Here is a 16546-nt window from a genome sequence, read left to right on the forward strand (position 1 = left end):
CGACTATCCGCGCGGACGACCGCCCCGGCGCTCGGACACGCCCGCCCTCCTCCGGATGGCCCCTCACGATCGCGGGCGACCGTACCGTTCCCGTCGCCGTCGCCGTCGACCGGGCGCGAGCGCGGGGCACGGCACCCCACCTACGGCCCGATAGGGTGTTCGATGCCTCATGGTGGCGCGTGCCCCGCGCCCCACGGAGCCTGTACAGCAAGCCCGTTGCCCGGAGGCACGAAGTGAGTGGGACCAGAGCGATATACGGGGACCGGTCGGCGCGCGGCGGTGCGCCGATGGCGTTCCTGCGAGCCTGGTGGATGAGCTTCGACGAAGCCCCCATCGCCGGACGCGTGCACGATCAGGTGATCCGCAAGGTGCAGCACCTGCGGATGGCGCTGGGCCTGGGCGCCGGCATCTGGCTGATCGTGTCGTATCCGCTGAGCAACGGCGGAGCGGAATTCGTCCTCGGCAAGATCGTCGAACTGGGCTTCGCCTGCGCCATCCTGGCCGCCGGAAGCGTGGTCGGCATCACCGCCTTCCTCATCGCGAGCACCCGGGACCGACGCCGGGACTTCGCCGAGCGGCTGCGCAGGCCGATCACGCTGGTCCTGTTGCTCGTCGCGGGCCCACTGGGCACGTGGGGATCGATCCGGTCGCTCAAGGGCGAGCTCATCACGATCGACAGCTTCAGAGCCGTCATCACCCCGATCTTCGGCGAGGGGTTCCTCGCCAAGGTGGTGGCCTTCCTCCTGCTGGTCGTCGGGTGGCTGTTGTCCATCGCCGTACTGCTGTGCTCGATCCCCTTCACCCTGTTCTCCGCCTGCATGTGCGTCTTCACCTGCCTCCGGGCCGGGGACGTGCACCAGATGCTCCCCGCGCTGATCTCGCCGCTGCTGGTCTGGTCGCTGCTCGCCTTCCAACTCTTCATCGGCCCGGACGTCGCCGCGCCACCGCTGGTCCTGTACACCTTCATGCTCGGCGGCCCCCTGTCGGTGACCGCGCTCTCCGTCTGGGAGGTGCGCCGGCTACGCCTACGCCACGGCATCACCCTCCGCAACGCCCTGGGCCGCTGATACGCCGTCACTCCAGGTGGCGTCATGGCCGCCGGCCGGATCCACACGTCGTCGGTCACCGGGGGTCGGTGAAACCCGCCGAATGGCGAATTCGGTGCCAGCGCGCCGACCGGCTTCAACTGCGGCGGGCGCAGCGCGGATTAGGCTCGGCCCGATGACGGAGAATGAGATCCAGCTCAAAGCGATCGCCGCGCTCACGGCCATCAGGTCCGGCGCCGACAGCCAGTTCGTCTCCGACTTGCTGGGAGAGGTGATCCCCGCGGAGTTCGTGGTGCCGGTCGACGCCGGTTTGGAGGAGACGGGGCTCGCGGTGTTGCGGCAGGTCTCGCAGCCGCTCAACGCCCTGGTCAACGGCTTCATCCTGGCGTTCGACGTCGTCGCCACGGCGCTCGACGCCGCCGGCCTCGACACGTCCACCGAAGACCTCCTGCAGACCCTTGCCCTGAGCCTGGCGGCCGAGGACACCGAGTGAGTACCGCGTCCACCGCGCGCGGGACGGCGGGGTGCGGGCGGGCCTGGTGCGGAGAGGGGCCGCGAAAGGATCCCGGCGGCGGTGGCCGGTCAGTCCCCGCGTCGCCGTCCACCCGCCACCACCGCCGACCCCGGAGCGCGACCGCGGGCGTGCCCGTCGAGCCGATCGGGTGCGCCCTCCTCGGCGGCCGGGCCGCCGTGGGGAGAACCCGCTGGGGCCCCCAGCAGGGTTCGCGCCAGGTGTCCAGCTCCAATTTCTTCAGCATCGAGGACAGTTTGAGGCGTCGGGCCTCGCCGCAGAATCCCGAGGTCGATCCCACGTATTCGACGTGGAACACGGCCCGCACTCCTCGTTGACCGCGAAGTCGAAGTCGTTCACCAGTTGCGGGATCTGCGGCAGGTCGTTCTTGAGTCCGACGGACAGTCCGCGCACGTGCGCGGTCTCCGCGATCATGCGGTTGTAGGCGAGTTGGTGGTCGGCGGTCAGGCGGCGACCTGGCCGATGACGGTGGGGATCGCCGCGCGCAGAGGCCCGTATCCGTTCACCCGCCCCGCACCGGGTGATGCCGGTCGCTGCCGACCGGACGCGGCCGGGGCCGTCAGTGGTGGCCGAGGAAGCGGGCGGCCACGGCCTTGCGGGACAGCAGCACGGCCACGCCCACCCCGATGGCAACCAGCACCTCCACCGCCACGACCGGGAGGGCGTTCAGGTTGGCCCCGGCGATGGCGGCGAGCGAGGTGGCGCAGTCACCGGCGGTCACCGCGAGGAACCAGACGCCCATCATCTGACTCCCGTACTTCTCCGGCGCGAGTTTCGTCGTCGCCGACAGGCCCACCGGCGACAGGCACAGCTCGCCCAGGGTCTGGATCAGGAAGATCAGGGCCAGCCAGAGCGGTGTGACCTGTGCGCCGCCCTCCGCGGCCGCCAGGGCCAGCAGGAACACGGCGAAGGACAGGCCCACCAGGACGAGTCCCAGGCCGAACTTGGCCGGGGTGGACGGCTCGCGGTCGCGGCGGGCCAGCCACTGCCACAGCCAGGCGAAGACCGGGCCGAGCGCCATGATGAACAGCGGGTTCAGCGACTGGAACCAGCTGGAGGGGAAGTCGTAGCCGAACAGCGTGGTGTCGGTGTTCTCGTCGGCGAAGATGTTGAGGGTGGAGCCCCCCTGGTCGTAGACCATCCAGAAGATGGCGGCCGCGACGAACAACCAGATGTAGCCCGACACCCGGGACTTCTCGGCCTCGGTCAGTTCCGGATCGCGCCGGATCCGGGTGAGCGTCCACGCGGGGAAGACCAGTCCCAGCACGGTGAGCGGGACCATCACCCAGTTGAGGGTGTAGTGCCCGGACAGGCCGACGACGAGGTAGAAGACGACCGGCACGAGCAGCCAGAGCAGCCCCTTGCGCACCATGGATCGCCGGTCGGCCGCACCCATCGGGGAGGGGACGAGGTCGCTGTGCGGGCTCAGCGAACGCCGGCCCAACAGGTACTGGGCCAGCCCGAGCGCCATGCCGACGCCGGCGACCGCGAACCCGAGGTGGTAGCTGACCTTCTGGCCGATCGTGCCGATGACCAGCGGGGCGAAGAAGGCACCGAGGTTGATGCCCATGTAGAAGATCGTGAAGGCGCTGTCCCGGTGCTCCTCCAGCGGGCCCTGGTAGAGGTGGCCGACCATCGTCGAGATGTTGGCCTTGACCAGGCCCGAGCCGACCGCGACGAAGAACAGGCCGGCGAAGAAGAACGCGGTGGTGGGCACGGCCAGCAGGAAGTGCCCGATCATGATGATCACGCAGGCGGTCGTGACGGACCGCCGGGGCCCGAGGAAGCGGTCGGAGACCCACCCTCCGGGCAGCGTCAGCAGGTACACCATGGAGACGTACACGCTGTAGATCGCCACCGCGGTGCCGGTGGAGTAGCCGAGGCCGCCCTCGGCGACCGGAGCCGCCAGGTAGACGGCCAGCAGGGCGCGCATTCCGTAGTAGCTGAACCGCTCCCACATCTCGGTGAGGAACAGCGTCGCGAGTCCTCGGGGGTGTCCGAAGAACGTCCGCGGTTCGATCTCCCGGACCTCTGTGCCCACGGTGCCCCCGTACTCCTGGTTCCGGCCTGCGCGATGACAGCTGCAACGTACGTCGGGGCGGGTGCGCGGGGGCGGCGGCCCGGCCCGGCGGGACGCGCGGGTCCGGCCGAGTTCCGCCGTTCGGTGGCGTCCGGCCGCCCGGCGACGTCGCCGGGGCGGGGCTGCCGGCCGACGGCCGGGGTGCTCGAAGGCGTCGGGCACCGGCTCCCCGACGCCCTCGCCGAGCGGATCGCGCCCCTGCCGCTCGCGCAGCTCGCCGCCCGACCGGTCGGGCGGTGACCCGGCATCCTGCGGATTTCCGCAGGGTGGGTACCGTGGTAAATCCCACCGGGTCGGACGGACAGCCTCATACCGGCACTGAGCTGCGGTTTCCAGCATGAACGGGAGCCGGGGCAACCGCCCCGGTCGACCGGACCCGCCTTCTGGAGATTCCCCATGACCCTCACGACCGCGGCGATACCCCACAAACCCACCGACGGCTTCGCGGGCTGGGCCACCGGCCTCGTGGAGACGCTCGGCGGCCCGGGCGCCGGCCTGGCGATCGCGCTGGAGAACCTCTTCCCGCCGCTGCCCAGTGAGGTGATCCTGCCGCTGACCGGCTTCGCCGCCGGGCAGGGCGTCCTCAGCCTGCCCTCGGCGCTGTTCTGGACCACCCTGGGCTCGGTCGTGGGCGCCGCGGCCCTCTACTGGATCGGCATGCTCCTCGGGCGCGAGCGGATGCACGCGATCTGGGCGAAGCTGCCGCTGGTGAAGGCCTCCGATCTGGAGCGCACCGAGAAGTGGTTCGCCAAGCACGGTACGAAGGCCGTCTTCTTCGGCCGGATGGTGCCCGTCTTCCGCAGCCTCGTGTCGGTACCGGCGGGCGTGGAGCGGATGCCGCTGTCCACGTTCCTGATGCTGACGACGCTGGGCAGCCTGATCTGGAACAGCGTCCTCGTCATGGCCGGTTACTGGCTGGGCGACCAGTGGGACGTGGTGGAGACGTACGTCGGCGTCCTGTCCAAGGCGGTCCTGGTGCTGGCCGTCGTGGGCCTGGTCGCCTTCGTGACGGTCCGGCTCCGCGGCCGCGACCGAGCGCGGCACCGCCACACCCCGTGACCGCCCCCGCCCGATCCGGCCGGGCCGGCCGGGGGCCGGTACATGAGGGCCGGCCACGGGTGGGCCCGGACCGTCCTGACCGTCCTCACCCTGTTGAGGCTGCTGTTCACGTTCGCCGACTCGGGCGTGAACGGGCCGTGGCCGGACGGTTGGACGCTGTTCTCGGCGCTGCCCGACCTGACGGCCGCGGCAGCCGTCGTGTCCATGCACCTCCCCGGAGCGCGCGGACCCTTCACGTCCCGCACGCGACAGCCGGCCTGACGGGTCCACAGGTCCCGTCAGGTCCGCGGTCGTTGGACGCCTGCGGTCACGCGGTCCCCGTCATGCTGGCGTAGACCACGACGTTGCTGTCGTAGTAGTGCTTCTTCGGGTCGAAGTCGCCGCCGCAGGTGACCAGTCGCAGACCCGCGTGGTCGAGGTTCTTGTACACCTCCAGCGTGGGGAATTGGGCCTTCGGGTACTCGGCGACCTTGTTCACCGTGAACGTGACGGTCTTGTTGTCGCGCCGCGTCACCTTGATGGTGTCGCCCGCCTTCATCGTCCGCAGCTTCTCGAAGACGGCCGAGGCGCCGTTCCACGTGACGTGCCCGGCGATCACGGCGGGGCCCTGGGAGCCGGGCGTCGGCCCCGGCTCGTACCAGCCCGCGAGAGCGGGGTCCTTCGGGGTCTGCATCGTTCCGTCCCCGTTCAGCCTCAGCGTTTCCAGGGAACTGGACAGGCCGAGCGACGGGATCGAGATCTTCTGCGGTTCCGACCGGGCGAGGACGGGTTCGGTCCGGCCCGCGCCCGTCCCGTCCGGGGATCCGGCCCCGGGGGACGCCCCGTGGCCGGCGGACGGCTCCCCGTTGGGCGGCTTCGCCGCCCCGTCGGCCGGTGCTCCGCTCCCCGCCGCCTGCCCCTGCGGGTTCGGGGGCGCCGGGTCCTGGCCGGCGCATCCGGCCAGCAGCAACGCGCCGAGGGCCGCCCCGACGACGGGTCCCGCGATCCGGCGGGTCCGGGGCCGCGGTTCGCGGGCTCCGACGCCCGTCACGCGGCGCCGTCCTCGGTCTTCGTGCGGCCCGGGTGCACGGTGACCCGCTTGCGCGCGAGCGTCATCGCGCCCGCCATCGCCACGTACGCGAGGACCGCCGCTCCGGCCGTCGTCGCCAGCGGCACCGCCGCGTCCGCCGCCGGGTCCCCACCACCGGTTTCGATGGCCCCGACCGGGATGGACCCCACGGCAGCGCCCTTGACCTCACCGCAGTTGGTCGGAGCGGTGGCCTCCTGGGGCAGCTTCGGATCGAGTTCGCTCTTGCCGGCGCCGTCGAAGTCGTACTTGTCGTTGTCGTTGCGATCGATGCCGTGTTGCACGACGTGCAGGTCCTTGATGTGGTCGACCACGTCCTGACCGACGGTGATGGTCCGCTGGTAGGAGAGCTTGCCCTGCTTGTCGGCGACGGGCATGCGGTCCACGGCGAGACCGCTGGTCGCCTTGGTCTCACCGGACGTGGTGAGCGAGATGTTGATGTCGCCGTAGTCGACGGTCGCCTCGGTGTTGTTGAGGATGCCGTCGCCGTTCGTGTCGTCACCGGCGTCGGGGCAGTGGAAGTCGTGCCCCTTGGTCGAACCGTGCAGGTGCTGGGCCGAGGGTTGCCCGGGCACCATGCCCTCGGACTCGATCCGGACGGTCAGCAGTTTGCCCTTGAGGCTGAGCATGACCGTGCCACGGGACCCGGAGTCGTTCAACTGCGCCAGGTCGATCTGGTACGCCTTGCCCTCATCGGCGACGGCCGGACCGGAAAGGCCCAGGGTCAGGAACACCGCGGCGGGTACGACGGAAATGACCGCGAGGCGGCTGCCGGCACGCTTGACTATCACATTCGCTCCTGTTCCTCGGATTCCCGGGACGGGAATCACGGGTCGCGCGGGTGGGATGAACGGAAGGAGAGGCTTTCCGCCCCTTCTTCGAAGCCACGACACCCTCGGATGGGTGCTCCTTCGAGGAATTCTTGGAAGAATTCATCGCACGCCGGTCACGCGGCTGCCCACGGCGCGATCGACAAAGGACCACCGGTCATCCAGATACGTGAGACGTCGTCCGCCAATCGAGGGGAACGGGCCGCCGCGCACAGCATTTCCGACAGCACGAGGATTCCGCGCGCCGTGCACCTGGGGTCGCTGTTGCGGTGCAACCAGATCACCGCGTTGATCATGGGGCGGCGCCCCACGGGCAAGGCCGTACGCCCGACGCCGGCCACCGCCTCCAGGGCGGCCGGGCCACCGCCGAACGGGAGGGCTGCCGTACGGAGCATGCCCGGGGGCGCGGCCGAGTCCCGTACGTGCCGGAAGTAGGCCTCCGGCGGGGCCTGCCCGTTCTCGAAGGTGTTGCGGAAGCCGACGATCCGAACGTCCGAATTCCGTGCGAGGAACTCGATGTACAACTCGATGGACAAGCCCCTCAACCGAATGTTCAGGGGCAGGTACCGCACGGTTTCCGCCCCGCTCCCCGCTCTTCGGGGAAACCACAACGCCTCCGCCGTACTGGACCGGACGGCCGACACGAGGAGCCGATATTCCGCCACCGGGGCGTCCTCCACGGAAAACGAAACGGGTTTCAGCACGACGGCATCCGTCAGCTGGAGGAGATCGGAACTCGCGTTCCCCACCGGAAATCCCGTCGCAGCCGGTTCGATCCTGCCGCATTCGCGCACGCCACATCCACCGCCTTGACATCACCCCGGTCGACGACGGGTTCACATCGCCCTTGTCGCCGGGCCTGGTTCGGTCCGGTTCTTTGTAGTCGTCCGTCCGGGGCGGAAACGAATACTTGGCCTCTGATGCTAAGAACTCCTCACGCGACCGAGGATCGATGACCATCCGCGCCCCGACCCGCCTCACCCCGCCGCGCGCGCGGGTGCGGGAGGGTCGGGCATTCGGGTGGTCGGGCGACGTGTCGGGGTGGCGGGGGTGGGGCGGTTCTGCATCCTGGGCCGGGCACGGCAGCGCGTTCCGGCGCTGCCCGCCCCGACCGAGAAGGAGTACGGGATGTCCACGGACGCGGTAGGGCGGTTCCTCGCGGCGCTGGAACCCCGGCAGCGGGAGGCCGTCGCCGGCAGACCGCGGGCCGATCAGGAGCGCCTCGCGGGTGCCTGGGAGCGGGAGCTGGCGTCGGACGACGAGCTCGACACCCTCGACGAACTGTCCCCGCCCGCCGCGGAGGCCGAGGCGGCCCGGCGGGTCATGGACCGCGAGGCGTGAGGGCGCCCGGCGGGGCGGCCGGCGGGGCGGCCGGCGGGCCGTTCAGTCGCCGGGGGTTTCCAGCGGGCGCAGGAAGCGGCGTTCGTACCGCTTGATGCAGCGGGTCTCGCGCGCCAGCTCGAAGGCGGCCTGGCACTCCGGGTCGGACATGCTGTCCGTGCGGTACTGCTCGTAGGCCGCGAAGCCGGGGAAGGAGAAGAGGGCGTAGGCGATGTCGCTGTCGCCCTCGCTGGGCAGGAAGTAGCCGTGGTGGGTGCCGCCGAACCGGTTGACCAGGTGCACCCAACGGCGCCCGTACTCCTCGAAGTCCGCGAGCTTGTCGACGTCGATCTCGTACTTCAGATGAATGGTGATCACCCGCCCATCATGCCGGGTGGCCCCGCCGCGGATCGCGGTCCCGGCCCCGGGCCGGCCGCGGATCGGCCACGACGGACGTGGCGGGCGGCGCGGCCGGGTTCGGCAAGTTGGGCCGCAGTGGCGGCAATCGGCCCCTTCGGGGAGGCGATCGCACCGAAACCTCGTACGCTGCGACGGACTGGGAGACGTCGTGGAGGGGGATTCACATGTCCTTGCAGAAGGGCGCCAACGTACCGGTGCCGAGTGCCCGGGTCCGGGTGGAACTGGGCTGGCGGGGCGGTCCGGGAGCGCCGGACGTGGACGTGTCGGCGCTGCTGCTGACGGCTGCCGGCAAGGTGAGGTCGGACGACGACTTCGTGTTCTACAACCAGCCCGTGCACGCCAGTGGCGCCGTGCGCCACGAGGGCCGGCGTCAGGACGGAGCGGGCACGCTGGAGACCATCGCGGTGACGCTGTCCGCGGTGGAGCAGGAGATCGGGACGGTGGTGATCGCCGCCTCCACCGACAGCACGTTCGGGCAGGTGGCCGGTCTGTTCGTGCGGGTGCTGGACGCGGACGGCGGCGCGGAGACGGCCCGGTTCGACGCCACGGGTGCCACCTCGGAGACGGCGTTCGTGCTCGGGGAGCTGTACCGGCGCGGCGGCGCGTGGAAGTTCCGGGCCGTGGGCCAGGGGTACGCCTCCGGGCTGGCCGGGCTCGCCACCGACTTCGGCATCACGGTCGACGATCCGGCCCCGCCGGCTCCGCCGCAGCAGGCGCCCGTGCGGCAACCGGCCCCCGCCCCGCGGTCGGAGCCCGTGCGGCAGCCGGTGGCTCCGCCCCCGATCCACCGGCCGGCGGCACCGGCTCCGCACGTCCCCCAGCCCGCGCAGCCCGCGCACACCCAGCCCGTACGGCTCTCGAAGATCACCTTGACGAAAGCGGCGCCCGCCGTATCGCTCGCCAAGCAGGGGGCCACCTCCGGCGGCATGCGGGTCAACCTCACGTGGAGCGCCGCCACACCCGCGCGCGGCTGGATGCGCAAGGGGAGGGAGGCGGTCCAACTCGCGGACGTGGACCTCGACCTCTCCTGTCTGTGGGAGCTCCAGAACGGCACGATGGGGATCGTCCACCCCATCAACAACCAGTTCGGCTCGTTCGACCAGCCCCCGTACGTCCTGCTGGACCAGGACGACCGGACCGGGGGCAGTGACGACGGCGAGAACCTCATGATCAACCTCGATCACACCGCCGACATCAAACGCCTCCTGGTGTTCGTGTCCATCTACGCCGGGGCCACCAACTTCGCGGGGCTGCAGGGCGTCGCCACGCTGTACCCGCCCGTCGGTCCGCCGATCGAGGTGCGCCTGGACGAATGCACCGTGCCCGCGCCGGTCGCCGCGATCGCGCTGATCGAGAACGTGGGCGGGGAGCTCATCGTCCGACGGGAGGCGAAGTACATCGTGCTCCCGCCCGGCATCCTCAAGCAGCAGGCGGTGGACCTGGCGTACGGCTGGGGCATGGGCTGGGAGCCGGCCAGCAAGGACTGACCGCTCCGGCCGCCACGAACCGGCCCGTGACCTGCCCGAACGCCCCGACGCGAGGACCCGCGTCGGGGCGTTCGGCCGTCCCCGGCGGGGTACGGCGGGCAGGTGACTCGTGCGTACTGCACACCCCGGCGATGACAGCCGTGACTGTCGCGGCCCTCGGTCCGCGTGACAGCGTGAGGACATCACCGACCGAGGGGAGCAGGAGTGAACAAGGGGTACGCCGCCTTCTGCGACGCCGACCGCTGGTTCTACGACGCGCCGTACCGCCGCGCCGAGGAGAACTACCCGGCCGCGCTCGCCCCCGTACCGGCGGGGTGGCAGACACACCGCAGCGGGGACTGGCTGGCGCTGCGCCCCCTGGACGCCCAACTCCCCTCCCAGGGCTGGAAGATCCACGTCTCGGCGTGTCTGGACAATGCCGAGTCCGTCCTGGAGCGGGTGCACCGCTACTGCGTGGAACGTCGGATCGCGTTCAAGTTCGTGCCGAGCCGCTACCTGCTGCACCTGCGCAACGCGAAGTACGCCGACCGTGCGGCGAGCGGCAAGTTCCTGACCGTGTACCCGGCGGACGAGGAGCAGTGCGGGCGCGTCGCGGCGGACCTCGACGCGTTGCTGACCTGCGAGCCGGGCCCGTACATCCTGAGCGACCTGCGCTGGAACGACGGTCCCGTGCACCTGCGGTACGGGAGCTTCACCCTGCGGCACTGCTACGACGACCTCGGGGAGCTCGTCCCGGCGATCGAGGCCCCGGACGGCCGGTTGGTGCCGGATCCGCGGGGGCCGGTGTTCCAGCCGCCCGAGTGGGTGGAGCCGCCCGCGTTCCTGGCGCCCCACCTGGCGAAGCGGGCCTCCGTGACCCTGGCGGGCCTGCCCTACGCCGTCGAGCGGGCCCTGCACTTCTCCAACGGGGGCGGCGTGTACGCGGGGCGGGACGTCCGCTCCGGCGAGCGGGTCGTCCTGAAGGAAGGGCGTCCCTTCGCGGGCCTCGCGGCCGACGGCGCCGACGCCGTGACCCGGCTGCACCGCGAACGCCGGGCCCTGGAGCAGCTGGCCGGGCTGGACTGCGTGCCCTCGGTGCACGGCACCTTCACCGTCGGGGACCACCACTTCCTCGTGATGCAGCACTTGGAGGGCAAGCCCCTCAACACCTACTTCGCCCGCCGGCACCCGCTGATCGAGGCGGACCCCGACCCCGCGGAGCTCGCCGAGTACACCCGGTGGGCGCTGGAGGTCCACCGGCTGGTGACGGAGGCCGTGGAGGCGGTGCACGCCCGCGGCATCGTCTTCAACGACCTGCACCTGTTCAACGTGATGGTCGCGGAGGACCCGACGACCGGCGCGCCGTCGGTGTCGCTGCTCGACTTCGAGGCCGCCGCCCACGTCGACGAGGGGCTGCGGCAGACCGTCGCCAACCCGGCGTTCGTCGCCCCGGCCGACCGGCGCGGTTTCGCCGTCGACCGGTACGCCCTGGCCTGTCTGCGGCTGGCCCTGTTCCTGCCGCTGACCAGCCTGCTGGTGATGGACCGGACGAAGGCGGCGCACCTGGCCGACATCGCCGCCGAGCAGTTCCCCGTACCGCGCGAGTTCCTCGACGAGGCGGTACGGGAGATACTCGCCGGCCCGGACGGCGGCCCCGCGGCCGGGTCCGAGGATCCTCCGGGATCCGGCGGTCGGACGATCACCGTGCGGCGCCCCTACTTGCCGGTCGAGCCCGGCGACTGGGAAGCGGCCCGCGCCTCGATGACGGCCGCGCTGCGGGCGAGCGCCACCTTCGACCGCGACGACCGGTTGTTCCCCGGGGACACGGCCCAGTTCGCGACCGCCGGTGGCGGGACGGGCTTCGGCTACGGAGCGGCCGGCGTCCTGTACGCGCTCGCCGAGACCGGCGCCGAACCGTGGCCCGAGGCCGAGGAATGGCTGTTGGCCCGGACGAAGGAGCCCGCCTCCGGCATGCCGTTGGGCTTCTACGACGGCCTCGCCGGTCTCGCCTGGACCCTGGAGCGGCTCGGCCACCGCGAGCGCGCCCTCGTACTCGCCGAGCAACTCCTCTCCCAGTCCTGGCAGTCGGCGGGACCGGACCTGCACGGCGGACTCGCCGGCATCGGACTGGCCCTGGACTCCCTGGGTTCGGCCACCGGTGAGGGCGAACTCCACACCGCGGCCCTGCGCTGCGCCGAACTCCTCTGCGAACCCGCGGCCCGGCCGAACCGGGCCGGTCTCCTGCACGGCCACAGCGGTCCCGCGCTGCTCCTGCTGCGGCTCCACGAACGCACCGGTGAGAAGGAGTTGTTGGTCCGGGCGGGCGAAGCCCTGCACCGCGACCTCGACCGCTGCGTGACCAGCGCCTTCGGCACGCTCCAGGTCGACGAGGGATGGCGCACGATGCCCTACCTCGGCGGTGGCAGCGTGGGCATCGGGATGGTGCTGGACGACTGGTCGCGGCACGCCCGGGACGAGCGCTTCGAACGGGCCCGGCCGGAGATCGTCCGAGCCGCCCAGGCGACGTTCTACGCGCAGCCCAGCCTGTTCCGCGGCGCGGCCGGCATGATCCTCCACCTGGCGCGCACCACCACGCCGGGCCCGGGGTCCGCCCCCGCGGACATCGCCCGACAGGTGGAGGCCCTCGCCCGGCACGCCGTCCCCTACCAAGGCTTCCTGGCCTTCCCCGGCGAGCAGATGATGCGCCTGTCCATGGACCTGTCCACGGGCACGGCCGGCGCTCTCCTCGCCCTCGGCAGCGCCGCGCCCGGCGGGCGCGCCCAGCTGCCGTTCCTCCCCCCGCCGCGCTCCGCCGCGGCCCACGAGCCGGTCCCCGTCCTGGGGGCCGTGACCCATCGGAACACCACAGTGAAGAGGAATCAGACATGACGCTTCTGGACCTGCAGTCGATGGACACCCCGAAGGAAGAGACCACCGAGGCCGCGCACCTGACCGGCGGTGGCAGCCGGGCCAGCCTGCTCCTCTGCGGCGACAGCAGCCTGAGCATCACGACCTGTAACTGATCAGGTCATTGAGGGCCCGGGCGGTTCACCGCCCGGGCCCGCACCACACCCCTGGAGCCGCCGCCCATGACAGCGTCCGATCCCGTCGGTGAGGCGGCGGCCGCCCGCGGCGCCGACCGGGCGCTGCGGGCGGCCGCTCACCACAGCGCCGGCCGTCTCACCGCCGGCGCCGTCTGCTCGGTGGCCGCCGCCGGCGCGGCCCTGGCCGAGCCGGCCGTCCTCGGCCACACCCTCGACCTGCTGCTGCGACAGGACCCCGCCGGCGCGCGCTGGACCGCCTGGTGTGCGGCGATCATCGCCGCGGAGGTCCTCCTCGACGCCGTGACGGCCCGGCTCAACGGCGGCGTGGACGCCCGTTCCACCTCCTGGTTGCGCCGTACGGGCCTCGCCCGGCTGCTGCGCACCGCGCCACACCACGCCGCCCGCCACTCCCCCGGTGAACTCTCCGCCCGGCTGACCTCGCACGCCACCACCGCCGGGGCCGCCCCGGCGGCCGTCGTCGGCGCGGCCGTGGCCCTGCTGCCCCCGGTCGGCGGACTCGTGGCCCTGTTCCTGGTCGACGTGTGGACCGGGTTGGCCTTCCTCGCCGGACTCCCGCTGCTCGTGCTGCTGTTGCGGGCCTTCGCGCGCGATTCGGGTGCCAGCGTCGGCCGTTACCAGGAGGTGCAGCTCGCCCTGGCCGGCCGCCTCGTGGAAGCACTCGCCGGCGCCCGTACGATCGCCGCCGCCGGCACCGCCGAGCGCGAACAGGCCCGTGTCCTGGCCCGGTTGCCCGAACTCGGCGCCGAGGGGCGGCGGACCTGGCGGATCTACGGATCGACCATGGCCCGTACCAGCGCCCTCATGCCGCTGCTGCTGTACGTGGTCCTCGGCGTCGGCGGGGTCCGCCTCGCCGACGGCGCACTCGGTGTCGGCGGCCTCCTCGCGGCGGTCCGCTACGCGGGCCTGGCGGCCGGGGCCGGCGCCGTGACGGGACGGCTGGCGGCCGTGGTCCGCGGCCGGGCCGCCGCCCGCCGCACGGCGGCCCTCTTCGATCTGCCCGAACTCCCGCAGGGGACTGCCCGATTGCCCGAAGAGGGCGCGGGCACCCTGGAGCTGCGCGGCGTACGCGTCGTGCGCGCGGGCACCGTGGTCCTGCGCGACGTCGACCTGCGGATCGCCGGCGGGACGACCGCCGCCGTCGTCGGCTCCTCGGGCTCCGGCAAGACGACGCTGGCCGCCGTGGCGGGCCGGCTCACCCCCTGCGACGAGGGCCGGGTCCTGCTCGACGGGGTGCCGCTGGACGAACTTTCCGCCGAGGAGCTGCGCCGGGAGGTCGGCCACGCCTTCGAGCGACCGGCCCTCTTCGGGACGGACGTCGCCTCCGCCCTCGCCTTCGGCAGCGGCCCGGCGCCGGACCCGGAGGCCGTGCGCGCCGCCGCGCGGGCGGCCGGCGCCGACGGCTTCGTACGGCGGCTGCCCGAGGGCTACGCGACGGCGCTCGCGGACGCGCCGATGTCCGGCGGGGAGCTGCAACGGCTGGGCCTGGCGCGGGCGTTCTGCCGAGCGGGGCGGTTGCTCGTCCTGGACGACGCGACGTCGAGCCTGGACACCCTGACCGCCCGGGAGGTGGAACGCGCGCTGGCCGCCGACGTCCGACCGGGCACCCGTCTCGTCGTCGCCCACCGCATCTCCTCGGCCGCCCGCGCCGACCTCGTCGTCTGGCTCGACGCGGGACGGGTCCGGGCGACCGGCCCCCACGCCGAGTTGTGGCGCGACCCCGCCTACCGGGCGGTGTTCGGCGACGGAACGGACGCGGCCGGGGAACCGGCCGGGCCGTCCGCCGACGAGGGCGGTGGCCCGGGTACCGACGGCCCGTACGGAGCGGGCCTGCGGCCCGCTCCGGAACCGCCCGGCCGGGAGGCGGTCCGGTGAGCGAGTACGGAACCTGGCGGCGGGTGTCCCGTGAGGGCCGCCGCTTCCTGCGCGAACGACCCGGGGCGCTGCGCCGGCTCGCCCTCTGGTCCCTGCTGGAGTCCGCGCACACCTTCCTCGGCGGTTACGCGGTGGCCCGCGCCCTCGACGACGGTTTCCTCGCCGGCCGGACCGGGACGGGCCTCGGCTGGCTCGCCGTGGCCGGCGCGGGCGCCCTGCTGGGCGCGCTCGCCCTGCGCGGCGTGTTCGGCGGCCTCGCCGATCTCGTCGAACCGCTGCGGGACGGGCTGGTGCGGCGCTCGGTGCGGCAGGCGATCGGGCGGGCCGTCGCGGATCCCGGGCGGGCCGGTGACGCGGGCGCGGTCTCCCGGCTGACGCAACAGACCGAGATGGCCCGGGACTCCGCCGCCGGCCTCGTCCTGGTCGCACGGTCGTTCGTCTTCACCTCCCTGGGCGCGCTGCTCGGGCTGGCCGCGCTGTCGCCCGTACTGCTGGTCCTCGTCCTGCCCGCGCTGCTGCTGGGCACGGCCGGGTTCCTGGCCACGCTGCACCCGATGGCGCGCGTGCAACGGTCCGCCCTCGACACCGACGAGGCCTTGTCCGCGCGGGCCGCCGAACTGGCGTCGGGGCTGCGCGACGTCGTCGCCTGCGGGGGCGCGGCGAGCGCCGGAGCCGGGGTGGAGTCGCTGATCGCCGAACAGGAGCGGCTGACCGTGCGGCTCGCGCGGTGGACCGCGCTGCGCACGCTCGCCCTGGGCGTCGCGGGTCGGCTGCCGGTCGTCGTCCTGCTCGCCGCGACGCCCTGGTTGCTCCGGCGCGGGGTGAGCGCGGGCGCGGTGGCCGGGGCGCTCACCTACCTCGTGCAGTCCCTGCTCCCCGCCTTGGACGCGCTGATGACGGCCCTGGGGGCCGCGGGCACCCGACTGCTGGTGGTACTGGACCGGTTCTGCGAGCCGGAGGGGGCGAAGCCCCCGCTCCCGGCGCCGGCCGCCGTGCCGGGGCCGACGCGCGCGCCCTCCCCCTCGCCCGTGCCCGCGCCGTCGCCCGCACCCGCGCCCGTGCCCGCCGTCGAGCTCCGTGGCGTCAGCTTCGCCTGGGGACCCCGTGCGGACCCCGTGATCGACGGGCTCGACCTGCTGGTCGGGCCGGGCGAGCACCTGGCCGTGGTGGGACCGAGCGGCATCGGCAAGTCCACCCTCACCGCTCTGATCGCCGGCCTGCTACCGCCCGGATGCGGCACCGTACGGGTCGCGGGGGCCCCCGCGCCAAGTGCCCCGGGGCGCGGCCCCGACGTCCGTCGGACGCTGCTGCCCCAGCAGGCGTACGTGTTCACGGGCACGGTCCGGGAGAACCTGACCCACCTGTGCCCCGGCCCGGTGTCCGGGGTCGAGCTGGACCGGGCCGCGGCCGCCCTCGGCGCGGACGCCCTCGTGGCCCGGCTCGGCGGACTGGACGCGGCGCTCGACCCGGGCCGGCTCTCCCAGGGCGAGCGCCAACATCTCGCCCTCACCGCCGCCTACCTCTCCCCCGCCCCGCTGCTGCTGCTCGACGAGGCCACCTGCCACCTCGACCCCCGGACCGAGGAGCGTGCCGAACGGGCGCTCGCGGAGCGCCCCGGCACCCTGGTGGTGGTCGCCCACCGGATCTCCTCCGCCGTCAGGGCCGACCGGGTCCTCGTCCTCGACGGGACCCGGGCGGTGTGCGGCACGCATGCGGAGCTCCCGGCCAGGTCACCCCTGTACCGGGATCTGGTGGGCTTGTGGAACGCGCGCCGGTGAGGCGCGAACGGC

General features: G+C 72.9%; 16 protein-coding genes and 1 pseudogene. 11 read left to right on the forward strand and 6 right to left on the reverse strand.

Annotated elements, in window-relative coordinates; genetic code table 11:
• Positions 1-287: 287 nt before the first annotated feature.
• Both ACZ4XJ_RS03575 and ACZ4XJ_RS03580 read left to right on the forward strand, forming a co-directional pair.
• Positions 288-1067, forward strand: coding sequence for a hypothetical protein (locus ACZ4XJ_RS03575; protein WP_468495158.1), 780 nt, complete (start codon positions 288-290; stop codon positions 1065-1067).
• A 154-nt stretch (positions 1068-1221) separates the two neighbouring features.
• Entirely contained in the window at positions 1222-1539 is a 318-nt protein-coding gene (locus tag ACZ4XJ_RS03580) for a hypothetical protein (protein ID WP_468495159.1), read from the forward strand.
• Between the two features lie 223 nt (positions 1540-1762).
• Here the strand turns inward: ACZ4XJ_RS03580 and ACZ4XJ_RS03585 are convergent.
• Both ACZ4XJ_RS03585 and ACZ4XJ_RS03590 read right to left on the reverse strand, forming a co-directional pair.
• A pseudogene (locus ACZ4XJ_RS03585) lies at positions 1763-2049 on the reverse strand (endo alpha-1,4 polygalactosaminidase); the annotation flags it as partial.
• An 88-nt stretch (positions 2050-2137) separates the two neighbouring features.
• On the reverse strand, positions 2138-3619 hold the full coding sequence (locus ACZ4XJ_RS03590) for a peptide MFS transporter (protein ID WP_468495160.1): 1482 nt from the start codon (positions 3617-3619) through the stop codon (positions 2138-2140).
• A 33-nt stretch (positions 3620-3652) separates the two neighbouring features.
• Here ACZ4XJ_RS03590 and ACZ4XJ_RS03595 point away from each other — a divergent pair, with 33 nt between their 5' ends.
• From ACZ4XJ_RS03595 to ACZ4XJ_RS03605, 3 genes are all read left to right on the forward strand, one after another.
• Positions 3653-3898, forward strand: coding sequence for a hypothetical protein (locus ACZ4XJ_RS03595; RefSeq protein ID WP_468495161.1), 246 nt, complete (start codon positions 3653-3655; stop codon positions 3896-3898).
• A 156-nt stretch (positions 3899-4054) separates the two neighbouring features.
• Positions 4055-4717, forward strand: a complete 663-nt coding sequence (locus ACZ4XJ_RS03600) for a DedA family protein (protein WP_362883324.1) — start codon at positions 4055-4057, stop codon at positions 4715-4717.
• Positions 4718-4759: 42 nt separating this feature from the next.
• Positions 4760-4978, forward strand: a complete 219-nt coding sequence (locus tag ACZ4XJ_RS03605) for a hypothetical protein (RefSeq protein ID WP_468495162.1) — start codon at positions 4760-4762, stop codon at positions 4976-4978.
• Positions 4979-5024: 46 nt separating this feature from the next.
• On the opposite strand, the gene ACZ4XJ_RS03610 is transcribed toward ACZ4XJ_RS03605, so the two are convergent.
• The 3 genes from ACZ4XJ_RS03610 to ACZ4XJ_RS03620 all read right to left on the reverse strand — a co-directional run bounded on the left by ACZ4XJ_RS03610 (position 5025) and on the right by ACZ4XJ_RS03620 (position 7149).
• Positions 5025-5747 (reverse strand): class F sortase, encoded by a 723-nt coding sequence (locus tag ACZ4XJ_RS03610; protein WP_468495163.1) that lies wholly within the window; start codon positions 5745-5747, stop codon positions 5025-5027.
• Positions 5744-6571: a hypothetical protein gene (locus tag ACZ4XJ_RS03615; protein ID WP_468495446.1), complete on the reverse strand. Its 828-nt coding sequence runs from the start codon at positions 6569-6571 to the stop codon at positions 5744-5746. The genes ACZ4XJ_RS03610 and ACZ4XJ_RS03615 overlap by 4 nt, the downstream gene beginning before the upstream one ends.
• 158 nt (positions 6572-6729) lie before the next feature.
• A complete protein-coding gene (locus ACZ4XJ_RS03620; RefSeq protein ID WP_362883330.1) occupies positions 6730-7149 on the reverse strand; it encodes a ribosome-inactivating family protein in 420 nt (139 codons plus the stop codon).
• 592 nt (positions 7150-7741) lie between these two features.
• On the opposite strand from ACZ4XJ_RS03620, the gene ACZ4XJ_RS03625 reads away from it, so the two are divergent.
• Complete coding sequence (locus ACZ4XJ_RS03625) at positions 7742-7954, forward strand: hypothetical protein (protein ID WP_362883332.1); 213 nt, start codon at positions 7742-7744, stop codon at positions 7952-7954.
• Positions 7955-7996: 42 nt separating this feature from the next.
• Here ACZ4XJ_RS03625 and ACZ4XJ_RS03630 read toward each other — a convergent pair whose 3' ends face one another.
• Positions 7997-8311, reverse strand: a complete 315-nt coding sequence (locus tag ACZ4XJ_RS03630; protein ID WP_362883333.1) for an NIPSNAP family protein — start codon at positions 8309-8311, stop codon at positions 7997-7999.
• Positions 8312-8517: 206 nt separating this feature from the next.
• Here ACZ4XJ_RS03630 and ACZ4XJ_RS03635 point away from each other — a divergent pair, with 206 nt between their 5' ends.
• From ACZ4XJ_RS03635 to ACZ4XJ_RS03655, 5 genes are all read left to right on the forward strand, one after another.
• A complete protein-coding gene (locus tag ACZ4XJ_RS03635) occupies positions 8518-9840 on the forward strand; it encodes a TerD family protein (protein ID WP_468495164.1) in 1323 nt (440 codons plus the stop codon).
• 204 nt (positions 9841-10044) lie between these two features.
• Positions 10045-12708: a class III lanthionine synthetase LanKC gene (gene lanKC, locus ACZ4XJ_RS03640; protein ID WP_468495165.1), complete on the forward strand. Its 2664-nt coding sequence runs from the start codon at positions 10045-10047 to the stop codon at positions 12706-12708.
• The gene (locus ACZ4XJ_RS03645; RefSeq protein ID WP_281204780.1) at positions 12705-12842 is read left to right on the forward strand and encodes a SapB/AmfS family lanthipeptide; all 138 of its coding nucleotides are present in this window, start codon (positions 12705-12707) and stop codon (positions 12840-12842) included. Before lanKC ends, ACZ4XJ_RS03645 begins: the two co-directional genes overlap by 4 nt.
• Before the next feature lie 66 nt (positions 12843-12908).
• A complete protein-coding gene (locus ACZ4XJ_RS03650; protein ID WP_468495166.1) occupies positions 12909-14756 on the forward strand; it encodes an ATP-binding cassette domain-containing protein in 1848 nt (615 codons plus the stop codon).
• Entirely contained in the window at positions 14753-16534 is a 1782-nt protein-coding gene (locus ACZ4XJ_RS03655) for an ATP-binding cassette domain-containing protein (RefSeq protein ID WP_468495167.1), read from the forward strand. Before ACZ4XJ_RS03650 ends, ACZ4XJ_RS03655 begins: the two co-directional genes overlap by 4 nt.
• The last annotated feature ends 12 nt before the right edge of the window (positions 16535-16546 follow it).

It is taken from the genome of Streptomyces sp. NPDC029836 (assembly GCF_055574495.1).

What these genes read in the sequence shown, in the direction of transcription:
- ACZ4XJ_RS03595 (WP_468495161.1), top strand. Translation starts at nt 3,653, where the DNA reads ATGACAGCTGCAACGTACGTCGGGGCGGGTGCGCGGGGGCGGCGGCCC.
- ACZ4XJ_RS03605 (WP_468495162.1), top strand. Translation starts at nt 4,760, where the DNA reads ATGAGGGCCGGCCACGGGTGGGCCCGGACCGTCCTGACCGTCCTCACC.
- ACZ4XJ_RS03635 (WP_468495164.1), top strand. Translation starts at nt 8,518, where the DNA reads ATGTCCTTGCAGAAGGGCGCCAACGTACCGGTGCCGAGTGCCCGGGTC.
- ACZ4XJ_RS03645 (WP_281204780.1), top strand. Translation starts at nt 12,705, where the DNA reads ATGACGCTTCTGGACCTGCAGTCGATGGACACCCCGAAGGAAGAGACC.
- ACZ4XJ_RS03600 (WP_362883324.1), top strand. Translation starts at nt 4,055, where the DNA reads ATGACCCTCACGACCGCGGCGATACCCCACAAACCCACCGACGGCTTC.
- ACZ4XJ_RS03625 (WP_362883332.1), top strand. Translation starts at nt 7,742, where the DNA reads ATGTCCACGGACGCGGTAGGGCGGTTCCTCGCGGCGCTGGAACCCCGG.
- ACZ4XJ_RS03575 (WP_468495158.1), top strand. Translation starts at nt 288, where the DNA reads ATGGCGTTCCTGCGAGCCTGGTGGATGAGCTTCGACGAAGCCCCCATC.
- ACZ4XJ_RS03580 (WP_468495159.1), top strand. Translation starts at nt 1,222, where the DNA reads ATGACGGAGAATGAGATCCAGCTCAAAGCGATCGCCGCGCTCACGGCC.
- ACZ4XJ_RS03650 (WP_468495166.1), top strand. Translation starts at nt 12,909, where the DNA reads ATGACAGCGTCCGATCCCGTCGGTGAGGCGGCGGCCGCCCGCGGCGCC.